Here is an 18,227-nt window from a genome sequence, read left to right on the forward strand (position 1 = left end):
AATTTAGTTATTTCTGCACATAATGAATGTTGGTTAAGTCGTTCACCTATTTCTAATTTAGCATGCTAGATTAAATAGGTGAACGTCGGATTACATAATTTAGGATGACATAATAGTTCCTTGCTTGTAGTGCTTGCTTAACTTAATAACATGAAGTATGTATGGGAATAACTTTTTCTTGTACTAAAAAATCCTAACTAATACTGGAAGGGAGAAAGAACCCTGATGACTAGAGAGTTCTCCTTAAATAACACTCGTAATATCGGGATCATGGCTCACATTGATGCTGGTAAAACAACAACAACAGAGCGTATCCTTTATTACACAGGTCGTATTCACAAAATTGGTGAAACTCATGAAGGAGCTTCACAAATGGACTGGATGGAGCAGGAGCAAGAGCGTGGTATCACAATCACATCTGCTGCTACAACAGCTCAGTGGAATAACCACCGTGTAAATATCATTGATACTCCAGGTCACGTAGACTTCACTGTAGAAGTTGAACGTTCACTACGTGTACTTGATGGCGCAGTAGCAGTACTTGATGCTCAATCTGGTGTTGAGCCTCAAACTGAAACAGTTTGGCGCCAAGCAACTACTTACGGAGTTCCACGTGTAGTATTCGTTAACAAAATGGATAAAATCGGCGCGGATTTCTTATACTCTGTAGGTACGTTACATGACCGTTTACAAGCTAACGCACACCCAATTCAATTAGCGATGGGTGCTGAAGATAACTTCTGGGGTATTGTTGACCTAGTTGAAATGAAAGCAATTAAGTACAATAATGACTTAGGAACTGACATTGAAACTATCGAAATTCCAGAAGAATATCAAGAACTAGCTGAAGAGTACCGTGGTCGTTTAATCGAAGCGGTAGCTGAGCTAGATGAAGAATTAATGATGAAATATCTTGAAGGTGAAGAAATCACACTTGCAGAATTAAAAGCTGCAATTCGTACAGCGACTTGTTCAGTTCAATTCTTCCCAGTAGTATGTGGTTCTGCTTTCAAAAACAAAGGTGTTCAATTAATGCTTGATGCAGTAATTGACTACTTACCATCACCATTAGATGTACCAGCAATTATGGGAACTATTCCTGATACTGATGAAGAAAAGGTTGTTCCTTCAAGTGATGACGAGCCTTTCGCTGCTTTAGCATTCAAAATCATGACTGATCCTTATGTTGGTAAATTAACGTTCTTCCGTGTATACGCTGGTACGTTAGAATCTGGTTCATACGTTCAAAACTCTACAAAAGGTAAGCGTGAGCGTGTAGGACGTATCCTACAAATGCATGCTAACTCTCGTCAAGAGATTTCGAAAGTATTTGCTGGAGATATCGCTGCTGCAGTAGGTCTTAAAGACACTACAACTGGAGATACTCTATGTGATGAAAAGAATTTAGTTATTCTTGAGTCTATGGAATTCCCAGAACCAGTTATTCACATTGCAATCGAACCAAAATCTAAGGCTGACCAAGATAAAATGGGTCAAGCATTAACAAAATTAACAGAAGAAGATCCAACATTCCGTGCACATACAGATCAAGAAACTGGTCAAACAATCATCGGTGGTATGGGTGAACTTCACCTTGACATCATCGTTGACCGTATGCGTCGTGAATTCAAAGTTGAAGCTAACGTAGGTGCTCCTCAAGTAGCATACCGTGAAACTTTCCGTTCTTCTGCACAAGTAGAAGGTAAATTCGTTCGTCAATCAGGTGGACGTGGACAATTCGGTCACGTTTGGATTGAATTCTCACCAAACGAAGAAGGAAAAGGCTTTGAGTTTGAAAACGGTATCGTTGGTGGTGTTGTTCCTCGTGAATACATCCCAGCAGTTGCTGCAGGTCTTGAAGATTCTCTTAAAAATGGTGTATTAGCTGGATTCCCACTAATCGACATTAAAGCTCGTCTTTTTGACGGTTCATACCATGATGTTGACTCGAATGAGATGGCATTTAAAGTAGCAGCATCATTAGCTCTTAAAAATGCTGTTAAGAAATGTAACCCAGTTCTACTTGAACCACTTATGAAAGTAGAAGTTGTTATACCTGAGGAATACTTAGGAGATATCATGGGTGATATCACTTCTCGTCGTGGACGCGTTGAAGGTATGGAAGCTCGCGGAAACGCTCAAGTAGTACGTGCAATGGTACCACTTTCTGAAATGTTTGGTTATGCAACTTCATTACGTTCTAACACTCAAGGTCGTGGAACGTTCTCAATGGTATTTGACCATTACGAAGATGTACCAAAATCAATTTCTGAAGAAATTATCAAAAAATATAAAGGTGAGTAATTGATTATTTAGTTCTCATCATGTATAACTATTTATGTTAGCTATAAAGGGGACTCGCCCCTTTATGGCATAATAATAAAACTAAAAATTAATTTTCTTAATTATAAGGAGGATTTTTACAATGGGTAAAGCTAAATTCGAACGTGTAAAACCACACGTTAACATTGGTACAATCGGACACGTTGACCATGGTAAAACAACATTAACTGCTGCTATTACAACTGTATTAGCTAAAGTAGGTGGAGCTGAAGCTCGTGCTTACGATCAAATCGACGGAGCTCCAGAAGAAAGAGAGCGTGGAATCACAATCTCTACTGCACACGTTGAGTACGAAACAGAAACTCGTCACTATGCACACGTTGACTGCCCAGGTCACGCTGACTATGTTAAAAACATGATCACTGGTGCTGCTCAAATGGACGGCGGTATCTTAGTAGTATCTGCTGCTGATGGTCCAATGCCTCAAACTCGTGAGCACATTCTTTTATCTCGTCAAGTAGGTGTACCTTACATCGTAGTATTCATGAACAAATGTGACATGGTTGACGACGAAGAATTACTTGAATTAGTTGAAATGGAAATCCGTGATCTTTTATCAGAGTACGAATTCCCAGGCGACGATATTCCAGTAATCAAAGGTTCTGCTCTTAAAGCTCTTGAAGGAGATGCTGAGTGGGAAGCTAAAATTCATGAATTAATGGCTGAAGTTGATTCTTACATCCCAACACCAGCTCGTGAAACTGACAAGCCTTTCTTAATGCCAGTTGAGGATGTATTCTCAATCACTGGTCGTGGAACAGTAGCTACTGGTCGTGTTGAGCGTGGAGTAGTTAAAGTTGGTGAAGTAATCGAAATCATCGGTTTCACTGAAGAGCCAAAAACAACTACTGTAACAGGTGTTGAAATGTTCCGTAAACTTCTTGACCAAGCAGAAGCTGGAGATAACATCGGTGCACTTCTTCGTGGGGTTGCTCGTGACGATATCCAACGTGGTCAAGTTTTAGCTAAACCAGGTTCAGTTAAACAACACACTAAGTTCAAAGCTGAAGTTTACGTTTTATCTAAAGAAGAAGGTGGACGTCACACTCCATTCTTCGCTAACTACCGTCCACAATTCTATTTCCGTACAACTGACGTAACTGGAATCATCCAATTACCAGAAGGCGTTGAAATGGTTATGCCTGGCGACAACATCGAAATGACTGTTGAGTTAATCAACGCAATCGCTGTTGAAGAAGGAACTAAGTTCTCTATCCGTGAGGGTGGACGTACTGTAGGCGCTGGTGTAGTTGCTACAATCGTTGAATAATTAAACTTAAAAGCTTAGAAGATCTATTCTTCTAAGCTTTTTTTTTATAAGTAAATTGGAAATATTTAAAATATGCTTTAAAACCGATTCTTGCTTGATTTTAATAATTGAAGATAATATAATAACTAAGTACTGAAGACGACGAGAACATTATTTATTTAAACTTATAACAAATGCTTGCAATAGCATTATTTTTTATGTATAATAGATGATGTTGGTCTTTGACTGCGTAGAAGTGGAAGGTTGCTGATACACCCGGCCGCTTTGCCATGGCGAGTGTAAGGAAATTTCCACGGAGTATGTCTATTATTTAAATAGGCGAAAAAGGAGGGAAAATTATGGCAAAAGAAAAAATTCGTATTCGTTTAAAAGCTTATGATCACCGTATTTTAGATCAATCTGCAGAGAAAATCGTTGAAACAGCGAAACGTTCTGGTGCTTCTGTATCTGGTCCGATTCCGTTACCAACTGAGAAATCAATTTACACGATCCTTCGTGCGGTTCATAAATACAAAGATTCTCGTGAGCAATTCGAAATGCGCACTCACAAACGTTTAATCGATATCGTGAATCCAACTCCACAAACAGTTGATTCATTAATGAGACTAGATTTACCATCTGGCGTTGATATTGAAATCAAACTTTAATAAAATTATATATAAATTCAGGAGGTGTGACTTATGACTAAAGGAATCTTAGGGAAAAAGATCGGTATGACACAAGTATTTGCTGAAAATGGCGAGTTAATTCCAGTAACTGTAATCGAAGCTACTCCAAACGTGGTTTTACAAAAGAAAACTACTGAAACTGATGGCTACGAAGCTATCCAAATCGGTTTCGCTGACAAACGTGAAAAATTAGCTAACAAACCAGAAAAAGGGCACTCTGCTAAGGCAAACACTGCACCTAAGCGCTTCGTTCGTGAACTTCGCAACGCTGATGTATCAGCTTATGAAGTTGGTCAAGAAGTCAAAGTAGATATTTTTGCAAATGGTGACATCGTTGATGTAACTGGAACTTCAAAAGGTAAAGGATTCCAAGGTAGCATTAAGCGCCACGGACAATCTCGTGGACCAATGTCTCACGGTTCTCGTTACCACCGTCGTCCAGGTTCAATGGGTCCTGTTGCTCCGAACCGTGTATTCAAAAACAAAGCTTTACCTGGTCAAATGGGTGGAGAAAAAGTAACTGTACAAAACCTACAAATCGTTAAAGTTGACGTTGAACGTAACTTACTTTTAGTAAAAGGTAACGTACCAGGTTCTAAAAAATCTTACGTAACAATCCGTACTGCGGTTAAATCTAAATAATTAATTTAGAAGAAAGGAGGAAATAAAATGCCTAAAGTTACTATGTTTAATCAAACAGGTGCTCAAGTAGGTGAAATCGAATTAGCTGATGCTGTATTCGGAATCGCTCCGAACGAACACGCTTTATTTGATGCTGTAATGATGCAACGTGCATCTTTACGTCAAGGTACTCACAAAGTTAAAACACGTTCTGAAGTGCGTGGTGGTGGTCGTAAACCATGGAGACAAAAAGGAACTGGCCGTGCTCGTCAAGGTTCAATCCGTTCTCCACAATGGCGTGGTGGTGGTATCGTATTCGGTCCAGCTCCAAGATCATATTCTTATAAATTACCTAAAAAGGTACGTCGCTTAGCGATTAAATCTGCTTTATCTACTAAAGTATTAGAGCAAAGCATGCTAGTTCTTGAAGATTTAGCGTTAAACGCACCAAAAACAAAAGATATGGTTACTGTATTAACTGGCTTATCAGTTGCTAAGAAAGTTTTAATCGTAACAGCTGATTTAAATGAAAACGTAGCTTTATCTGCTCGCAATATTCCTGGAATTACAGTTCTTGCAGCAAATGAAGTAAACGTAATCGACGTTTTACATCATGATACATTAATCATGACTAAAGCTGCGGTGGAAAAAGTAGAGGAGGTGCTTGCGTAATGAAGGATCCTCGTGATATTATCAAACGCCCAGTTATCACTGAAGCTTCTATGGAAGCAATCGCTGAAAAAAAATACACTTTTGAAGTAGATGTAAGAGCTAACAAAACTGAAGTTAAAGATGCTGTTGAAGCAATCTTCGGTGTTAAAGTAGAAAAAGTTAACGTAATGAACTACAAAGGTAAGTTTAAACGTATGGGTAAACATGCTGGTTACACTAACCGTCGTAGAAAAGCAATCGTTAAATTAACTGCTGATAGCCAAGAAATCACATTATTCGAAGGCGTTTAATACTAACTACTAGAAAAGGAGGGAAATTACGATGGGAATCAAAAAGTATAAACCAACCACTAACGGTCGCCGTGGTATGACTACTAATGATTTTGCTGAGATCACTACTGATAAACCAGAAAAATCATTACTAGCTCCACTTAGCAAAAAAGCTGGCCGTAACAACCAAGGTAAAATTACTGTTCGTCACCAAGGTGGTGGACACAAACGTCAATACCGTATCATCGATTTCAAACGAGATAAAGATGGTATACCAGGACGCGTTGCTACAATCGAGTACGATCCAAACCGTTCTGCAAACATTGCGTTAATCAACTACGCTGATGGAGAAAAACGTTACATTCTAGCTCCTAAAAACTTAGTAGTAGGAATGGAAATCGTTTCAGGTCCTGAAGCTGATATTAAAGTAGGTAACGCTTTACCACTTGCAAATATTCCAGTAGGTACTACAATCCACAACATCGAGTTAAAACCAGGTCGTGGAGGACAATTAGTACGTTCAGCTGGTACTTCTGCTCAAGTATTAGGTAAAGAAGATCGTTATGTACTTGTTCGTTTAAACTCTGGTGAAGTACGTATGGTTTTAGCTACTTGCCGCGCGACAGTAGGTCAAGTAGGTAATGAACAACACGAACTTATTAACATCGGTAAAGCTGGTCGTTCTCGTTGGATGGGTAAACGCCCAACTGTACGTGGATCTGTAATGAACCCAGTTGATCACCCACACGGTGGTGGTGAAGGACGCTCTCCAATCGGACGTAAATCACCAATGTCTCCATGGGGTAAACCAACTCTTGGTTACAAAACTCGTAAGAAAAACAAAGCGTCAGACAAGTTTATCGTTCGTCGTCGTAAAAAATAACGCGATTGTGCTACGGTTCACTAGAACCGTAGGTCAATCACGAAGGGAGGTACCACAATGGGACGCAGCCTAAAAAAAGGTCCATTTATTGATGATCACTTATTAGTTAAAGTTGAGAAATTAAACGAAACTGACTCTAAGCAAGTTGTTAAAACTTGGTCACGTCGTTCGACTATTTTCCCACAATTTATCGGACATACTATTGCAGTATACGATGGTCGTAAACACGTACCTGTATATGTATCGGAAGATATGGTAGGTCACAAACTTGGTGAATTTGCTCCAACTCGTACTTACAAAGGTCACGATGCGGATGACAAGAAAACTAGAAGATAATGAGAGGAGGCACTCCAATGCAAGCTAAAGCTGTACTGAGAACAGTTCGTATCGCTCCTCGTAAAGTTCGTCTAGTAGTCGATTTAATCCGAGGTAAACAAGTTGGCGAAGCGATCGCAATCCTTCGACACACACCAAAAACTGCTTCTCCTGTTGTAGAAAAATTATTAAAATCTGCTATTGCTAACGCAGAGCATAACTATGATATGGATGTTAATAACTTATACATCGAAAAAGTATTCGTTGATGAAGGTGCTACTTTAAAACGTTTCCGCCCTCGTGCACAAGGACGTGCTAGCGCAATCAACAAACGCACAAGCCACATTACAATCGTGGTATCAGAGAAGAAGGAGGGATAATCGATGGGACAAAAGGTAAATCCAGTCGGACTTCGTGTTGGTATTATTAAAGATTGGGAATCTAAATGGTACGCTGAAAAAGATTACGCTGATCTTTTACATGAAGACATCAAAATTCGTGAGTACATCAGCACTCGCTTAAAAGATTCTGCTGTTTCTAAAGTAGAAATCGAAAGAGCTGCAAACCGTGTAAACATCACTGTTCACACTGCAAAACCAGGTATGGTAATCGGTAAAGGTGGTTCAGAAGTTGAAGCTCTTCGTAAAGCTTTAAACAACCTTACTGGCAAACGTGTTCATATCAATATCATCGAAATTAAAAGAGCAGATCTTGATGCTAAATTAGTAGCAGAAAACATCGCTCGTCAATTAGAAAACCGTGTTTCTTTCCGTCGTGCTCAAAAGCAAGTACTACAACGTACTATGCGTGCTGGTGCTTTAGGAATCAAAACACAAGTTTCTGGTCGTCTTGGCGGAGCAGATATCGCTCGTTCTGAATCATATAGCGAAGGTACAGTGCCACTTCATACATTACGTGCAGACATCGACTATGCAACTGCAGAAGCAGATACAACATACGGTAAACTTGGCGTAAAAGTATGGATTTACAAAGGTGAAGTTCTTCCTACAAAAAAGAAAGCTTCTGAGGAAGGAGGAAATTAATTATGTTAATGCCTAAACGTGTTAAATATAGAAGAGAGCATCGTGGAAAAATGCGTGGACGTGCCAAAGGTGGTACTGAAATTGCATTCGGTGAATTCGGTTTACAATCAACTGAAGCTTCTTGGATTACTAACCGTCAAATTGAAGCAGCGCGTCGTGCAATGACTCGTTACATGAAACGTGGCGGTAAAGTATGGATTAAGATCTTCCCTTCTAAGCCTTACACAGCTAAACCTCTTGAGGTTCGTATGGGTAGCGGTAAAGGTGCTCCAGAAGGTTGGGTTGCAGTTGTTAAACCTGGCAAAATTATGTTCGAAATCGCTGGTGTATCTGAAGAGGTAGCTCGTGAAGCACTTCGCTTAGCAGCTCACAAATTACCAGTTAAATGTAAATTCGTAAAACGCGAAGACAATGGTGGTGATTCTAATGAAAACTAATGAGATTCGCGATCTTACTACTGCTGAAATTGAATTAAAAGTGAAATCTCTTAAAGAAGAGTTATTCAACCTTCGTTTCCAATTAGCTACAGGACAATTAGAGAACACTGCGCGTATTCGTGAGGTTCGTAAAGGTATTGCTCGTATGAAAACTGTAGTACGTGAAAGAGAAATTAACTCTAATAATTAATAATGAGGGGAGGTTTGCACAGTGAGCGAACGTAACCAACGTAAAGTTTACACAGGACGTGTAGTTTCTGATAAGATGGATAAGACAATTACTGTTGTAGTTGAAACTTATAAAACACATAAACTATACGGAAAACGCGTTAAATATTCTAAAAAATATAAAACGCACGATGAGCTAAACGCTGCAAAAGTTGGCGATATCGTAAAAATCATGGAGACTCGTCCATTATCAGCTACAAAACGTTTCCGTTTAGTTGAAATCGTAGAAGAAGCTGTTATTATCTAATAGATGATCGGATATCATTCTTAATCCGAAAGGAGGTCAATTTGACATGATCCAACAAGAAACTCGTTTAAAAGTTGCTGACAATTCAGGTGCACGTGAATTACTTACTATTAAAGTATTAGGTGGTTCAGGCCGTAAAACTGCAAACATCGGTGATATCATCGTATGTACAGTAAAACAAGCAACACCAGGTGGCGTTGTTAAAAAAGGTGATGTAGTTAAAGCTGTTATCGTTCGTACGAAACGCGGTGTTCGTCGTCCAGACGGTACTTACATCAAATTTGATGAAAACGCAGCTGTTATCATTAAAGATGATAAGAGCCCACGTGGTACTCGTATTTTCGGACCAGTTGCACGTGAATTACGTGATAGCAACTTCATGAAAATCGTATCATTAGCTCCAGAAGTACTTTAATTAATGTACTTTAATAAATACTTCAGAAAGCCTTATTAAGGAGGTGCACGAAGAAGATGCATGTAAAAAAAGGTGATAAAGTTCAAGTTATCTCTGGTAAAGACAAAGGAAAACAAGGTGTTATCCTTGCTGCTTTTCCAAAGAATAACCGCGTACTAGTTGAAGGTGTTAACATCATTAAAAAACACTCAAAACCTACTCAAGCTAACCCACAAGGTGGCATCATCGAGAAAGAAGCACCAATCCATGTTTCTAATGTTATGGCATTAGATCCAAAAACGGGAGTACCTACACGCGTAGGTTACCAATTAGTGGATGGTAAAAAAGTACGTATTGCAAAAAAATCAGGCGAATTACTTGATAAATAATAGAAATTTATGAAAGGAGGTCAACTGAATGAACCGCCTAGTCGAGAAATATCAAAATGAAATCACTCCTGCTCTAGTGAGCAAGTTTAACTATAAATCAGTTATGCAAGTGCCAAAAATTGAAAAGATCGTCATCAACATGGGTGTTGGTGAGGCTGTTTCAAATTCAAAAGCATTAGATACTGCTGTTGAGGAACTAACTTTAATCGCAGGTCAAAAACCTGTTGTAACTAGAGCTAAAAAATCTATCGCTCAATTCCGTCTTCGTGAAGGAATGCCTATCGGTGCTAAGGTAACATTACGTGGTGAGCGTATGTACGAATTCTTTGAAAAATTAGTTGCTGTAACTTTACCTCGTGTACGTGACTTCCGTGGGATCTCTAAAAAGTCATTCGATGGCCGTGGAAACTACACTTTAGGTGTTAAAGAGCAATTAATCTTCCCAGAGATTGATTATGATAAAGTAAACAAAGTACGTGGTATGGACATCGTTATTGTAACTACTGCAAATACTGATGAAGAAGCTCGTGAAATGCTAACATTATTTGGAATGCCTTTTCAAAAATAATGAAAGCCAGCGCTAAAGAAGAGGAGGCGAAAACGTGGCTAAAAAATCAATGATTGCGAAACAAAAGCGTGCTCAGAAATTTAAAGTACAAGAGTATACACGTTGCGAACGTTGCGGACGTCCACACTCAGTATTACGTAAATTTAAACTTTGCCGTATTTGTTTCCGTGAACTTGCTTATAAAGGACAAATCCCTGGCGTTAAAAAAGCTAGTTGGTAATTCTATAGATATTAGGAAGGAGGTTATCTGAACATGGTCATGACAGATCCTATTGCAGATATGCTTACTCGCATTCGTAATGCGAACATGGTACGTCACGAGAAATTAGAATTCCCAGGTTCTAACCTAAAGAAAGAAGTTGCTGAAATTCTAAAACGTGAAGGTTTCATCCGTGACGTTGAGTACATTGAAGATGATAAACAAGGTATCATCCGTATTTTCTTAAAATATGGTGTGAACAACGAACGTGTTATCACTGGATTAAAAAGAATCTCTAAGCCTGGCTTACGTGTATACGCGAAAGCTGACGAAGTACCTCGCGTACTTAACGGTTTAGGTGTTGCTATTGTTTCAACATCTAAAGGTGTAATGACAGATAAAGAAGCTCGTCAAGCAAAAACTGGTGGCGAAATCTTAGCATACATTTGGTAATAAAACACAGAGAGAATGGAGGTGTAGTGAATGTCTCGTGTTGGTAAAAAAGAACTTGTAATTCCTGCTGGAGTTACTCTTACTAATAACAACAATACTATTACTGTAAAAGGACCTAAAGGTGAGTTAACTCGTACTTTTAGCCCTGATATGACAATCGAAGTTAACGAGAACGTATTAACAGTTGCACGTCCAACTGATAACAAAGAGCACCGTGCTCTTCATGGTACAACTCGTGCTATCTTAGGAAACATGGTTGAAGGTGTAACTAATGGTTATGCTCGTAACCTTGAATTAGTTGGGGTTGGTTACCGTGCAACTAAAACAGGTGACAAACTTGTTCTAGCTGTTGGTTATTCTCACCCAGTTGAGATCACTCCTGAAAATGGTGTTGAAATCGAAGTACCTTCAAATACTAAAATCAGTATTAAAGGTATCGACAAAGAACGTGTAGGCGCTCTTGCTGCTTACATCCGTCAAGTACGTCCACCAGAGCCTTACAAAGGTAAAGGTATTCGTTACGAAGGCGAAATGGTTCGTCGTAAAGAAGGTAAAACTGCGAAGTAATCGATAACTAGATAAGAGAAAGGAGTGACCAAGATGATCTTTAAGGCTGATAAAAATGCAGTACGTAAAAAAAGACATGCTCGTGTTCGTACTAAATTATCTGGTACTCAAGAACGTCCACGTTTAAACGTTTACCGTTCAAACAACCATATCTATGCTCAAATCATTGATGATGTTAATGGTGTAACATTAGCAAGTGCATCAACTTTAGATAAAGAATTAACTTTAAATGGTACTGGTAATATCGATGCAGCATCATTAGTGGGTGGTTTAGTTGCTAAACGCGCTACTGAAAAAGGTGTTACAGAAGTTGTATTCGACCGCGGTGGTTACTTATATCATGGTCGCGTAAAAGCTTTAGCTGAAGCTGCTCGTGAAGCTGGTTTACAATTTTAATAAAAGAAGGAGGGACATACATGCGTCGCATTGATCCTAATAAATTAGAGCTTGAAGAACGCTTAGTTACGATCAACCGTGTTGCTAAAGTTGTAAAAGGTGGACGTCGTTTCCGCTTTTCAGCATTAGTAGTTGTTGGTGACAAAAACGGTCATGTAGGTTTTGGTACTGGTAAAGCTCAAGAAGTACCTGATGCTATTCGTAAAGCTGTTGAAGATGCTAAGAAAAATCTAATTAATGTACCAATCGTTGGAACTACAATTCCTCACGTAATTACTGGTCGTTTTGGAGCTGGTGAAGTATTCTTAAAACCTGCTTCTGAAGGTACTGGAGTTATCGCAGGAGGTCCTGTTCGTGCGGTATTAGAACTTGCTGGAGTACATGATATTTTATCTAAATCTCTTGGCTCAAACACACCGGTAAACATTGTACGTGCTACTATCGAAGGATTAAGTAACTTAAAACGTGCGGATGAAGTTGCTAAATTACGTGGTAAATCTGTAGAAGAATTACTAGGTTAATAAGGAGGGATAACGATGGCTAAACAGTTAGAAATTACCCTTACTCGTAGTGTTATTGGTCGTAAACAAGATCAAATCGCAACAGTTCGTGCTTTAGGAATTACTAAAACAAACCAAACTGTTGTTAAAGAAGATAACGCTGCAATGCGTGGGATGATTAACAAAGTTTCTCACCTTGTATCTGTAAAAGAAATTTAATTGAACATGAATAAGTAAGGAGGTGCCCTAATGAAACTTCATGAATTAAAACCTACAGAAGGTTCTCGTAAAGTATCTAAACGTATCGGTCGTGGTATTGGTTCAGGTACTGGTAAAACTGCAGGTAAAGGTCATAAAGGACAAAACGCTCGTTCAGGTGGCGGTGTTCGTCTTGGATTTGAAGGTGGTCAAACTCCTTTATTCCGTCGTTTACCAAAACGTGGTTTCACTAACATCAACCGTAAAGATTACGCAATCGTTAATGTTGAAACGTTAAATCGCTTCGAAAACGGAACTGAAGTAACTCCTGAGTTACTGATCGAAACTGGTATTGTTCGTAAAGAATTAGCTGGTATTAAGATTTTAGGTAAAGGTAAGTTAGAAGTTAAACTTACTGTTAAAGCTCACAAGTTCTCATCTTCTGCAGTAGAGGCAATCGAAGCAGCTGGTGGAAATGCTGAGGTGATCTAAAATGTTCCGGACAATCTCCAACTTTATGCGCATTGCAGATATTAGAAAAAAAATATTCTTTACGTTATTAATGTTAATTGTATTTCGTATTGGAACGTTTATACCTGTTCCAAACGTCAACGCCGATGTATTAGCATCTCAAGATAGTTCAAGCATCTTTGGGGTTCTAAACACATTTGGTGGAGGAGCTCTTAAACAGTTCTCGATTTTTGCAATGGGTATAATGCCGTACATTACTGCTTCAATCATTATTCAGTTACTTCAAATGGACGTTGTTCCGAAGTTAACTGAATGGTCGAAGCAAGGTGAGATTGGTCGACGTAAATTGACTCAACTGACTAGATACATCACAATTATTCTTGGTTTTGTAGAAGCAATTGGATTATCAATCAGTATGAACAATATTACTGGCGGAATGTTAATTGAAAATCCAGGTTGGTCAACCTATCTTTATATAGCAATTGTACTAACAGCTGGAACATCTTTCTTATTGTGGTTAGGTGAGCAGATTACTGCTAAAGGTGTAGGGAACGGTATATCAGTTATCATCTTTGGCGGTATAGTTGCTGCTATACCTAATACAATGAGCCAAGTCTATCAGCAACAATTTAAAGGTGCTGGTGACGCGCTATTCTTAAACATCGTGAAAGTTGGCTTAGTGGTTTTAGTTTTACTATTAGTAATCGTAGCTGTAATTTACATTCAACAAGCTAATCGTAAAATTCCAATTCAATATGCTAAACGAAACAATGGTAATAATAGCTATGTCGGAGGACAATCTACTCACTTGCCATTAAAAGTAAATGGCGCTGGGGTTATTCCGGTAATCTTCGCTGTTTCATTTTTAATTACTCCATCAACAATTGCATCGTTCTTACCAAGTAACAATGTAACTGAATGGATTAAAACACATTTTACGTATAACAATCCATGGGGAATGGCATTTTATTTAATCTTGATCATTGCATTCACATATTTTTATACTTTTGTTCAGGCTAATCCAGAGCAAATGGCTGAAAATCTTCAGAAGCAAGGTGGCTACATCCCGGGTATTCGCCCAGGTAAGAGCACTCAAGAATATATCATTAAAGTCTTATATCGTTTAACTTTCGTAGGAGCAATTTTCTTAGCTGTCATCGCTTTATTACCAATTGTATTTGGTAAAATTGCGAACTTACCACCTTCAGCTCAAATTGGAGGAACAAGTTTACTAATCGTAGTCGGAGTTGCGCTTGAAACAATGAAACAATTAGAAAGTCAGCTTGTTAAGAGAAACTACAAAGGCTTTATTAAAGAACGAGCATAGGGAAATGCATAATTCCCTATTGCTCACCTAATTTTGAGGAGGATTAACCATGAATTTAATTCTTATGGGGCTTCCTGGTGCAGGCAAAGGCACACAAGCTGAGAAAATTGTCGAAAAATACGGCATTCCTCATATATCTACTGGCGATATGTTCCGTGCAGCGATTAAAGACGGCACAGAACTAGGTCTTCAAGCAAAATCGTTTATGGATCAAGGTCATCTTGTACCCGATGAGGTAACAATTGGTATTGTACGTGAACGATTAGCAAAAGATGATTGCCAAAACGGTTTCTTATTGGATGGTTTTCCTAGAACAGTTGCGCAGGCTGAAGCACTAGAAGATACTTTGAAAGTAATGAATCGTAAAATTGACTTCGTGTTAAACATTCATGTAGACCAACAACTTTTAATTGAACGTTTAACAGGTCGTCGTATTTGCAAAGAGTGTGGAGCAACTTATCATTTAATTTTCAATCCACCTGTTGAAGAGGGTGTTTGCCCAAAATGTGGCGGAGAACTTTATCAACGTGCGGATGATAATGAAGAAACAGTTGCAAATCGCCTTGAAGTAAATATCAAACAAACTCAACCTTTACTTGATTTCTACAATAATCTTGGTTATGTAAAAACAATTGAAGGTGAACAAGAGATTAACAAAGTTTTCAATGACATTGATAATCTTTTAAAAGAGTTAGTTTAATAATTGAACGATAAGATCGTCGTTCCATGTGTATGACGTATTGTTGTTTCGTCAAAACTGATACTGTTATAAAAGCTTAAACATAGCTTTGCTTGGAACGATCGATATAAATAGGTCTTTAGTAGGCCAAAAAATCTCCAACATATCAGAGCACTTTGGCTTAATGTTCCTAAGCGTATGTTTGCCTACAAGCAAGCTACTGATTTGAAGAAAGGAGAATGCCCTAATGGCGAAAGATGATGTAATTGAAATTGAAGGTACTGTTACGGAAACACTTCCGAATGCGATGTTCAAAGTTGAATTGGAAAATGGTCATGTCGTTCTTGCACACGTTTCTGGTAAAATTCGTATGAACTTCATTCGTATTCTTCCAGGTGACAAGGTTACTGTAGAACTATCTCCATATGATTTAACTCGTGGCCGTATTACGTACCGTTTTAAATAATAAATATGCACTCCGTAATCTACAAGGAGGTTGAAATCATGAAAGTGAGACCATCAGTAAAACCAATCTGTGAAAAATGTAAAGTTATCCGCAGACGTGGTAAAGTAATGGTAATTTGTGAAAATCCAAAACATAAACAAAAACAAGGTTAATAAAGAAGGAGGTGCACTAGAATGGCTCGTATTGCTGGTGTAGATATTCCTCGCGACAAACGCGTGGTTGTTTCTTTAACTTATGTATACGGAATCGGTCGTGCTACTTCTGAAAAAATCTTAGCTGAAGCTGGTATTTCAGAAGACACTCGTGTACGTGATTTAACAGAAGAAGAATTAGGTAAAATTCGTGAATTAATCGATAAGTTGAAAGTTGAAGGGGATCTTCGTCGTGAAGTTTCTTTAAACATTAAACGTCTAATCGAAATTGGTTCATATCGTGGTATTCGCCACCGTCGTAACTTACCTGTTCGTGGTCAAAACACTAAAAACAATGCTCGTACTCGTAAAGGCCCACGCCGTACAGTAGCGAACAAGAAGAAATAATATTTTTTAAGTAAAGGAGGGTATTCAACATGGCACGTAAAACAAATGTACGTAAACGTCGTGTGAAAAAGAATATTGAAGCTGGTACAGCTCATATTCGTTCAACTTTCAATAACACAATCGTAACAATCACTGATGTTCATGGTAACGCAATTTCATGGTCAAGCGCTGGATCATTAGGTTTCAAAGGATCTCGTAAATCTACTCCATTCGCTGCACAAATGGCTGCTGAAACTGCTGCTAAAACTTCTATGGAACACGGTTTAAAAACTCTTGACGTAACTGTTAAAGGTCCGGGTGCTGGTCGTGAGGCTGCTATCCGTGCTCTTCAAGCTGCTGGTCTTGAAGTAACTGCTATCAGAGACGTTACTCCAGTTCCACATAACGGATGCCGTCCACCAAAACGTCGTCGTGTATAATTTGTCTGTATAAATTTTCAAAAAATGTCTATAATGGATTATGATATATGTTTGGCAAATATTAACAGACATCTCTTGTTGTGCACAATTAGGAACTGCCTAATAGGGACTTTCGGTTAGCATGGTCTAACCGATTGTTTCGACGTTTTGAAGGAGGGTTTAAAAAATGATTGAAATCGAAAAGCCGAAAATCGAAACGGTTGAGATCAGTGACGATTCCAAATATGGTAAATTCGTTATTGAACCACTTGAGCGTGGATATGGTACAACGCTAGGTAACTCCTTACGTCGTATCCTTTTATCCTCACTTCCTGGTGCCGCTGTAACTGCTATTCAAATTGATGGCGTGTTACATGAGTTCTCTACAGTTGAAGGTGTTGTAGAAGACGTTACAACAATTATCCTTAATGTTAAAAAGCTTGCTCTGAAAATTTATTCGGACGAAGAAAAAACATTAGAAATTGATGTGCGCGGTGAGGGGCCAATTACTGCAGCCGATATTACGCATGATAGCGATGTTGAAGTTCTAAATCCAGATCTTCATATTGCAACTCTTGCTAAAGATGCTCATTTACGTATGCGTCTAACTGCTAGACGTGGACGTGGATACATCCCTGCAGATGGTAACAAAAGAGAGGATCAAGCAATAGGTGTTATTCCTATCGACTCGATTTACACTCCAGTGTCTCGTGTCACATACCAAGTTGAAAATACACGTGTGGGACAGGTTTCAAATTTCGATAAGTTAACACTTGATGTTTGGACTGACGGAAGTATTGGACCAAAGGATGCTATCGCACTAGGTTCAAAAATTCTAACTGAACACTTAAACATTTTTGTAGGTTTAACTGACGAAGCTAAAAATGCAGAAATCATGGTCGAAAAAGAAGAAGATCAAAAAGATAAAGTCCTTGAAATGACGATTGAAGAACTTGATCTTTCTGTTCGTTCATATAACTGCTTAAAGCGAGCTGGTATTAATACTGTACAAGAGCTTGCGAATAAGACAGAAGAAGACATGATGAAAGTACGTAACTTAGGTCGTAAGTCTTTAGAAGAAGTAAAACATAAGTTAGAAGAGTTAGGTCTAGGCCTACGTAAAGAAGACTGATTGTAGCTTCGATAAAGGGAGAGGCGTTCTCTTCATGTCTATATGACCCAATTTTGATACTACTTACAAAGGAGGGAACTAGAAATGGGATACAGAAAATTAGGACGTACAAGCTCACAACGTAAAGCTATGTTACGTGACTTAACTACTGATTTAATTATCAACGAACGTATTCAAACAACTGAAACTCGTGCGAAGGAGTTACGTTCAGTTGTTGAAAAAATGATTACTTTAGGTAAACGTGGAGACTTACACGCTCGTCGTCTAGCTGCTGCTTACATCCGTAATGAAGTTGCTAACGCTGAAAACGGTCAAGACGCTTTACAAAAATTATTTGCTGACATCGCTCCTCGTTACACTGAGCGTCAAGGTGGATACACTCGTATCGCAAAAATTGGTCCTCGTCGTGGAGACGCAGCACCAATGGTTGTTATCGAATTAGTTTAATATTCGAATACAAAAGGGCTCGACGTTTCTTGTAAACATGTCGTTGCCCTTTTTTTCTGTTTACTTTTAGACTATTATATATCTATAAACATGAAAAATTATAGGTGA

The 18,227-nt window shown here is 38.6% G+C and carries 31 protein-coding genes; all 31 read left to right on the forward strand.

What is annotated here, in order from left to right:
* Positions 1-225 precede the first annotated feature (225 nt).
* The 31 genes from fusA (at position 226) to rplQ (ending at position 18,119) form a co-directional block, all read left to right on the forward strand.
* Positions 226-2,304, forward strand: a complete 2,079-nt coding sequence (gene fusA / locus ACFVR2_RS23760) for an elongation factor G (protein WP_387332413.1) — start codon at positions 226-228, stop codon at positions 2,302-2,304.
* A 121-nt stretch (positions 2,305-2,425) separates the two neighbouring features.
* Entirely contained in the window at positions 2,426-3,613 is a 1,188-nt protein-coding gene (gene tuf, locus ACFVR2_RS23765; protein WP_387367722.1) for an elongation factor Tu, read from the forward strand.
* A gap of 338 nt (positions 3,614-3,951) precedes the next feature.
* A complete protein-coding gene (rpsJ, locus tag ACFVR2_RS23770; protein WP_088003795.1) occupies positions 3,952-4,260 on the forward strand; it encodes a 30S ribosomal protein S10 in 309 nt (102 codons plus the stop codon).
* A gap of 33 nt (positions 4,261-4,293) precedes the next feature.
* Entirely contained in the window at positions 4,294-4,923 is a 630-nt protein-coding gene (rplC, locus tag ACFVR2_RS23775) for a 50S ribosomal protein L3 (protein ID WP_056467410.1), read from the forward strand.
* 27 nt (positions 4,924-4,950) lie between these two features.
* Entirely contained in the window at positions 4,951-5,574 is a 624-nt protein-coding gene (gene rplD, locus ACFVR2_RS23780; RefSeq protein WP_056467413.1) for a 50S ribosomal protein L4, read from the forward strand.
* Complete coding sequence (gene rplW / locus ACFVR2_RS23785) at positions 5,574-5,864, forward strand: 50S ribosomal protein L23 (RefSeq protein ID WP_056467416.1); 291 nt, start codon at positions 5,574-5,576, stop codon at positions 5,862-5,864. Before rplD ends, rplW begins: the two co-directional genes overlap by 1 nt.
* A gap of 31 nt (positions 5,865-5,895) precedes the next feature.
* Positions 5,896-6,726 carry a 50S ribosomal protein L2 gene (gene rplB / locus ACFVR2_RS23790; protein WP_335407360.1) on the forward strand — a complete coding sequence of 277 codons (831 nt, stop codon included), beginning with the start codon at positions 5,896-5,898 and terminating at the stop codon, positions 6,724-6,726.
* A 57-nt stretch (positions 6,727-6,783) separates the two neighbouring features.
* Positions 6,784-7,062: a 30S ribosomal protein S19 gene (rpsS, locus tag ACFVR2_RS23795; protein WP_387367727.1), complete on the forward strand. Its 279-nt coding sequence runs from the start codon at positions 6,784-6,786 to the stop codon at positions 7,060-7,062.
* A 17-nt stretch (positions 7,063-7,079) separates the two neighbouring features.
* Complete coding sequence (rplV, locus tag ACFVR2_RS23800) at positions 7,080-7,421, forward strand: 50S ribosomal protein L22 (RefSeq protein ID WP_056467425.1); 342 nt, start codon at positions 7,080-7,082, stop codon at positions 7,419-7,421.
* A 3-nt stretch (positions 7,422-7,424) separates the two neighbouring features.
* On the forward strand, positions 7,425-8,084 hold the full coding sequence (gene rpsC / locus ACFVR2_RS23805) for a 30S ribosomal protein S3 (protein WP_387367730.1): 660 nt from the start codon (positions 7,425-7,427) through the stop codon (positions 8,082-8,084).
* 2 nt (positions 8,085-8,086) lie between these two features.
* A complete protein-coding gene (gene rplP / locus ACFVR2_RS23810; RefSeq protein ID WP_056467431.1) occupies positions 8,087-8,521 on the forward strand; it encodes a 50S ribosomal protein L16 in 435 nt (144 codons plus the stop codon).
* On the forward strand, positions 8,511-8,711 hold the full coding sequence (rpmC, locus tag ACFVR2_RS23815) for a 50S ribosomal protein L29 (protein ID WP_088044553.1): 201 nt from the start codon (positions 8,511-8,513) through the stop codon (positions 8,709-8,711). The genes rplP and rpmC overlap by 11 nt, the downstream gene beginning before the upstream one ends.
* 21 nt (positions 8,712-8,732) lie before the next feature.
* Entirely contained in the window at positions 8,733-8,996 is a 264-nt protein-coding gene (gene rpsQ, locus ACFVR2_RS23820; RefSeq protein WP_387367733.1) for a 30S ribosomal protein S17, read from the forward strand.
* A gap of 46 nt (positions 8,997-9,042) precedes the next feature.
* On the forward strand, positions 9,043-9,411 hold the full coding sequence (gene rplN / locus ACFVR2_RS23825; protein WP_056467440.1) for a 50S ribosomal protein L14: 369 nt from the start codon (positions 9,043-9,045) through the stop codon (positions 9,409-9,411).
* A gap of 56 nt (positions 9,412-9,467) precedes the next feature.
* Positions 9,468-9,779 (forward strand): 50S ribosomal protein L24, encoded by a 312-nt coding sequence (gene rplX / locus ACFVR2_RS23830; RefSeq protein WP_056467443.1) that lies wholly within the window; start codon positions 9,468-9,470, stop codon positions 9,777-9,779.
* Between the two features lie 28 nt (positions 9,780-9,807).
* Entirely contained in the window at positions 9,808-10,347 is a 540-nt protein-coding gene (gene rplE, locus ACFVR2_RS23835; protein ID WP_098121862.1) for a 50S ribosomal protein L5, read from the forward strand.
* Positions 10,348-10,381: 34 nt separating this feature from the next.
* The gene (locus ACFVR2_RS23840) at positions 10,382-10,567 is read left to right on the forward strand and encodes a type Z 30S ribosomal protein S14 (protein ID WP_056467450.1); all 186 of its coding nucleotides are present in this window, start codon (positions 10,382-10,384) and stop codon (positions 10,565-10,567) included.
* Positions 10,568-10,600: 33 nt separating this feature from the next.
* Positions 10,601-10,999, forward strand: a complete 399-nt coding sequence (gene rpsH, locus ACFVR2_RS23845; RefSeq protein ID WP_387367736.1) for a 30S ribosomal protein S8 — start codon at positions 10,601-10,603, stop codon at positions 10,997-10,999.
* Positions 11,000-11,029: 30 nt separating this feature from the next.
* Positions 11,030-11,566 (forward strand): 50S ribosomal protein L6, encoded by a 537-nt coding sequence (gene rplF, locus ACFVR2_RS23850; RefSeq protein WP_387367739.1) that lies wholly within the window; start codon positions 11,030-11,032, stop codon positions 11,564-11,566.
* A 33-nt stretch (positions 11,567-11,599) separates the two neighbouring features.
* Positions 11,600-11,962 (forward strand): 50S ribosomal protein L18, encoded by a 363-nt coding sequence (rplR, locus tag ACFVR2_RS23855; RefSeq protein ID WP_098121865.1) that lies wholly within the window; start codon positions 11,600-11,602, stop codon positions 11,960-11,962.
* Positions 11,963-11,982: 20 nt separating this feature from the next.
* Positions 11,983-12,483, forward strand: a complete 501-nt coding sequence (gene rpsE / locus ACFVR2_RS23860) for a 30S ribosomal protein S5 (protein ID WP_335407346.1) — start codon at positions 11,983-11,985, stop codon at positions 12,481-12,483.
* 15 nt (positions 12,484-12,498) lie between these two features.
* Complete coding sequence (rpmD, locus tag ACFVR2_RS23865; RefSeq protein ID WP_088070790.1) at positions 12,499-12,681, forward strand: 50S ribosomal protein L30; 183 nt, start codon at positions 12,499-12,501, stop codon at positions 12,679-12,681.
* 30 nt (positions 12,682-12,711) lie between these two features.
* Positions 12,712-13,152 (forward strand): 50S ribosomal protein L15, encoded by a 441-nt coding sequence (rplO, locus tag ACFVR2_RS23870; protein WP_056467467.1) that lies wholly within the window; start codon positions 12,712-12,714, stop codon positions 13,150-13,152.
* A 1-nt stretch (position 13,153) separates the two neighbouring features.
* Positions 13,154-14,458 (forward strand): preprotein translocase subunit SecY, encoded by a 1,305-nt coding sequence (gene secY / locus ACFVR2_RS23875; protein ID WP_387367744.1) that lies wholly within the window; start codon positions 13,154-13,156, stop codon positions 14,456-14,458.
* Between the two features lie 49 nt (positions 14,459-14,507).
* The gene (locus ACFVR2_RS23880; RefSeq protein WP_387367747.1) at positions 14,508-15,158 is read left to right on the forward strand and encodes an adenylate kinase; all 651 of its coding nucleotides are present in this window, start codon (positions 14,508-14,510) and stop codon (positions 15,156-15,158) included.
* A 226-nt stretch (positions 15,159-15,384) separates the two neighbouring features.
* Positions 15,385-15,603, forward strand: a complete 219-nt coding sequence (gene infA, locus ACFVR2_RS23885; RefSeq protein ID WP_056467475.1) for a translation initiation factor IF-1 — start codon at positions 15,385-15,387, stop codon at positions 15,601-15,603.
* Positions 15,604-15,641: 38 nt separating this feature from the next.
* A complete protein-coding gene (gene rpmJ / locus ACFVR2_RS23890) occupies positions 15,642-15,755 on the forward strand; it encodes a 50S ribosomal protein L36 (protein ID WP_000868344.1) in 114 nt (37 codons plus the stop codon).
* Positions 15,756-15,776: 21 nt separating this feature from the next.
* Entirely contained in the window at positions 15,777-16,142 is a 366-nt protein-coding gene (rpsM, locus tag ACFVR2_RS23895; protein WP_069033617.1) for a 30S ribosomal protein S13, read from the forward strand.
* 29 nt (positions 16,143-16,171) lie between these two features.
* Positions 16,172-16,561, forward strand: coding sequence for a 30S ribosomal protein S11 (rpsK, locus tag ACFVR2_RS23900; protein ID WP_387367751.1), 390 nt, complete (start codon positions 16,172-16,174; stop codon positions 16,559-16,561).
* 166 nt (positions 16,562-16,727) lie between these two features.
* On the forward strand, positions 16,728-17,672 hold the full coding sequence (locus tag ACFVR2_RS23905) for a DNA-directed RNA polymerase subunit alpha (RefSeq protein WP_056467484.1): 945 nt from the start codon (positions 16,728-16,730) through the stop codon (positions 17,670-17,672).
* Between the two features lie 84 nt (positions 17,673-17,756).
* Positions 17,757-18,119 (forward strand): 50S ribosomal protein L17, encoded by a 363-nt coding sequence (gene rplQ, locus ACFVR2_RS23910; protein WP_335407340.1) that lies wholly within the window; start codon positions 17,757-17,759, stop codon positions 18,117-18,119.
* The last annotated feature ends 108 nt before the right edge of the window (positions 18,120-18,227 follow it).

It is taken from the genome of Gottfriedia sp. NPDC057991 (genome assembly GCF_042886615.1).
In the GTDB taxonomy this organism is placed as follows: Bacteria; Bacillota; Bacilli; order Bacillales; family Bacillaceae_G; genus Gottfriedia.

Bases quoted from the DNA above. Each gene is read 5' to 3' on its own strand.
- rplR (WP_098121865.1), top strand. From the start codon at position 11,600: ATGATCTTTAAGGCTGATAAAAATGCAGTACGTAAAAAAAGACATGCT.
- rpsK (WP_387367751.1), top strand. From the start codon at position 16,172: ATGGCACGTAAAACAAATGTACGTAAACGTCGTGTGAAAAAGAATATT.
- rplW (WP_056467416.1), top strand. From the start codon at position 5,574: ATGAAGGATCCTCGTGATATTATCAAACGCCCAGTTATCACTGAAGCT.
- ACFVR2_RS23905 (WP_056467484.1), top strand. From the start codon at position 16,728: ATGATTGAAATCGAAAAGCCGAAAATCGAAACGGTTGAGATCAGTGAC.
- rpsE (WP_335407346.1), top strand. From the start codon at position 11,983: ATGCGTCGCATTGATCCTAATAAATTAGAGCTTGAAGAACGCTTAGTT.
- ACFVR2_RS23880 (WP_387367747.1), top strand. From the start codon at position 14,508: ATGAATTTAATTCTTATGGGGCTTCCTGGTGCAGGCAAAGGCACACAA.
- rplN (WP_056467440.1), top strand. From the start codon at position 9,043: ATGATCCAACAAGAAACTCGTTTAAAAGTTGCTGACAATTCAGGTGCA.
- rplB (WP_335407360.1), top strand. From the start codon at position 5,896: ATGGGAATCAAAAAGTATAAACCAACCACTAACGGTCGCCGTGGTATG.
- rplP (WP_056467431.1), top strand. From the start codon at position 8,087: ATGTTAATGCCTAAACGTGTTAAATATAGAAGAGAGCATCGTGGAAAA.
- rplE (WP_098121862.1), top strand. From the start codon at position 9,808: ATGAACCGCCTAGTCGAGAAATATCAAAATGAAATCACTCCTGCTCTA.
- rplC (WP_056467410.1), top strand. From the start codon at position 4,294: ATGACTAAAGGAATCTTAGGGAAAAAGATCGGTATGACACAAGTATTT.
- rplV (WP_056467425.1), top strand. From the start codon at position 7,080: ATGCAAGCTAAAGCTGTACTGAGAACAGTTCGTATCGCTCCTCGTAAA.
- rplO (WP_056467467.1), top strand. From the start codon at position 12,712: ATGAAACTTCATGAATTAAAACCTACAGAAGGTTCTCGTAAAGTATCT.
- secY (WP_387367744.1), top strand. From the start codon at position 13,154: ATGTTCCGGACAATCTCCAACTTTATGCGCATTGCAGATATTAGAAAA.
- rplX (WP_056467443.1), top strand. From the start codon at position 9,468: ATGCATGTAAAAAAAGGTGATAAAGTTCAAGTTATCTCTGGTAAAGAC.
- rpmD (WP_088070790.1), top strand. From the start codon at position 12,499: ATGGCTAAACAGTTAGAAATTACCCTTACTCGTAGTGTTATTGGTCGT.
- infA (WP_056467475.1), top strand. From the start codon at position 15,385: ATGGCGAAAGATGATGTAATTGAAATTGAAGGTACTGTTACGGAAACA.
- rpsJ (WP_088003795.1), top strand. From the start codon at position 3,952: ATGGCAAAAGAAAAAATTCGTATTCGTTTAAAAGCTTATGATCACCGT.
- rpsS (WP_387367727.1), top strand. From the start codon at position 6,784: ATGGGACGCAGCCTAAAAAAAGGTCCATTTATTGATGATCACTTATTA.
- rpmJ (WP_000868344.1), top strand. From the start codon at position 15,642: ATGAAAGTGAGACCATCAGTAAAACCAATCTGTGAAAAATGTAAAGTT.
- rplF (WP_387367739.1), top strand. From the start codon at position 11,030: ATGTCTCGTGTTGGTAAAAAAGAACTTGTAATTCCTGCTGGAGTTACT.
- rplQ (WP_335407340.1), top strand. From the start codon at position 17,757: ATGGGATACAGAAAATTAGGACGTACAAGCTCACAACGTAAAGCTATG.
- rpsC (WP_387367730.1), top strand. From the start codon at position 7,425: ATGGGACAAAAGGTAAATCCAGTCGGACTTCGTGTTGGTATTATTAAA.
- rpsH (WP_387367736.1), top strand. From the start codon at position 10,601: ATGGTCATGACAGATCCTATTGCAGATATGCTTACTCGCATTCGTAAT.
- fusA (WP_387332413.1), top strand. From the start codon at position 226: ATGACTAGAGAGTTCTCCTTAAATAACACTCGTAATATCGGGATCATG.
- tuf (WP_387367722.1), top strand. From the start codon at position 2,426: ATGGGTAAAGCTAAATTCGAACGTGTAAAACCACACGTTAACATTGGT.
- rpmC (WP_088044553.1), top strand. From the start codon at position 8,511: ATGAAAACTAATGAGATTCGCGATCTTACTACTGCTGAAATTGAATTA.
- rpsM (WP_069033617.1), top strand. From the start codon at position 15,777: ATGGCTCGTATTGCTGGTGTAGATATTCCTCGCGACAAACGCGTGGTT.
- rplD (WP_056467413.1), top strand. From the start codon at position 4,951: ATGCCTAAAGTTACTATGTTTAATCAAACAGGTGCTCAAGTAGGTGAA.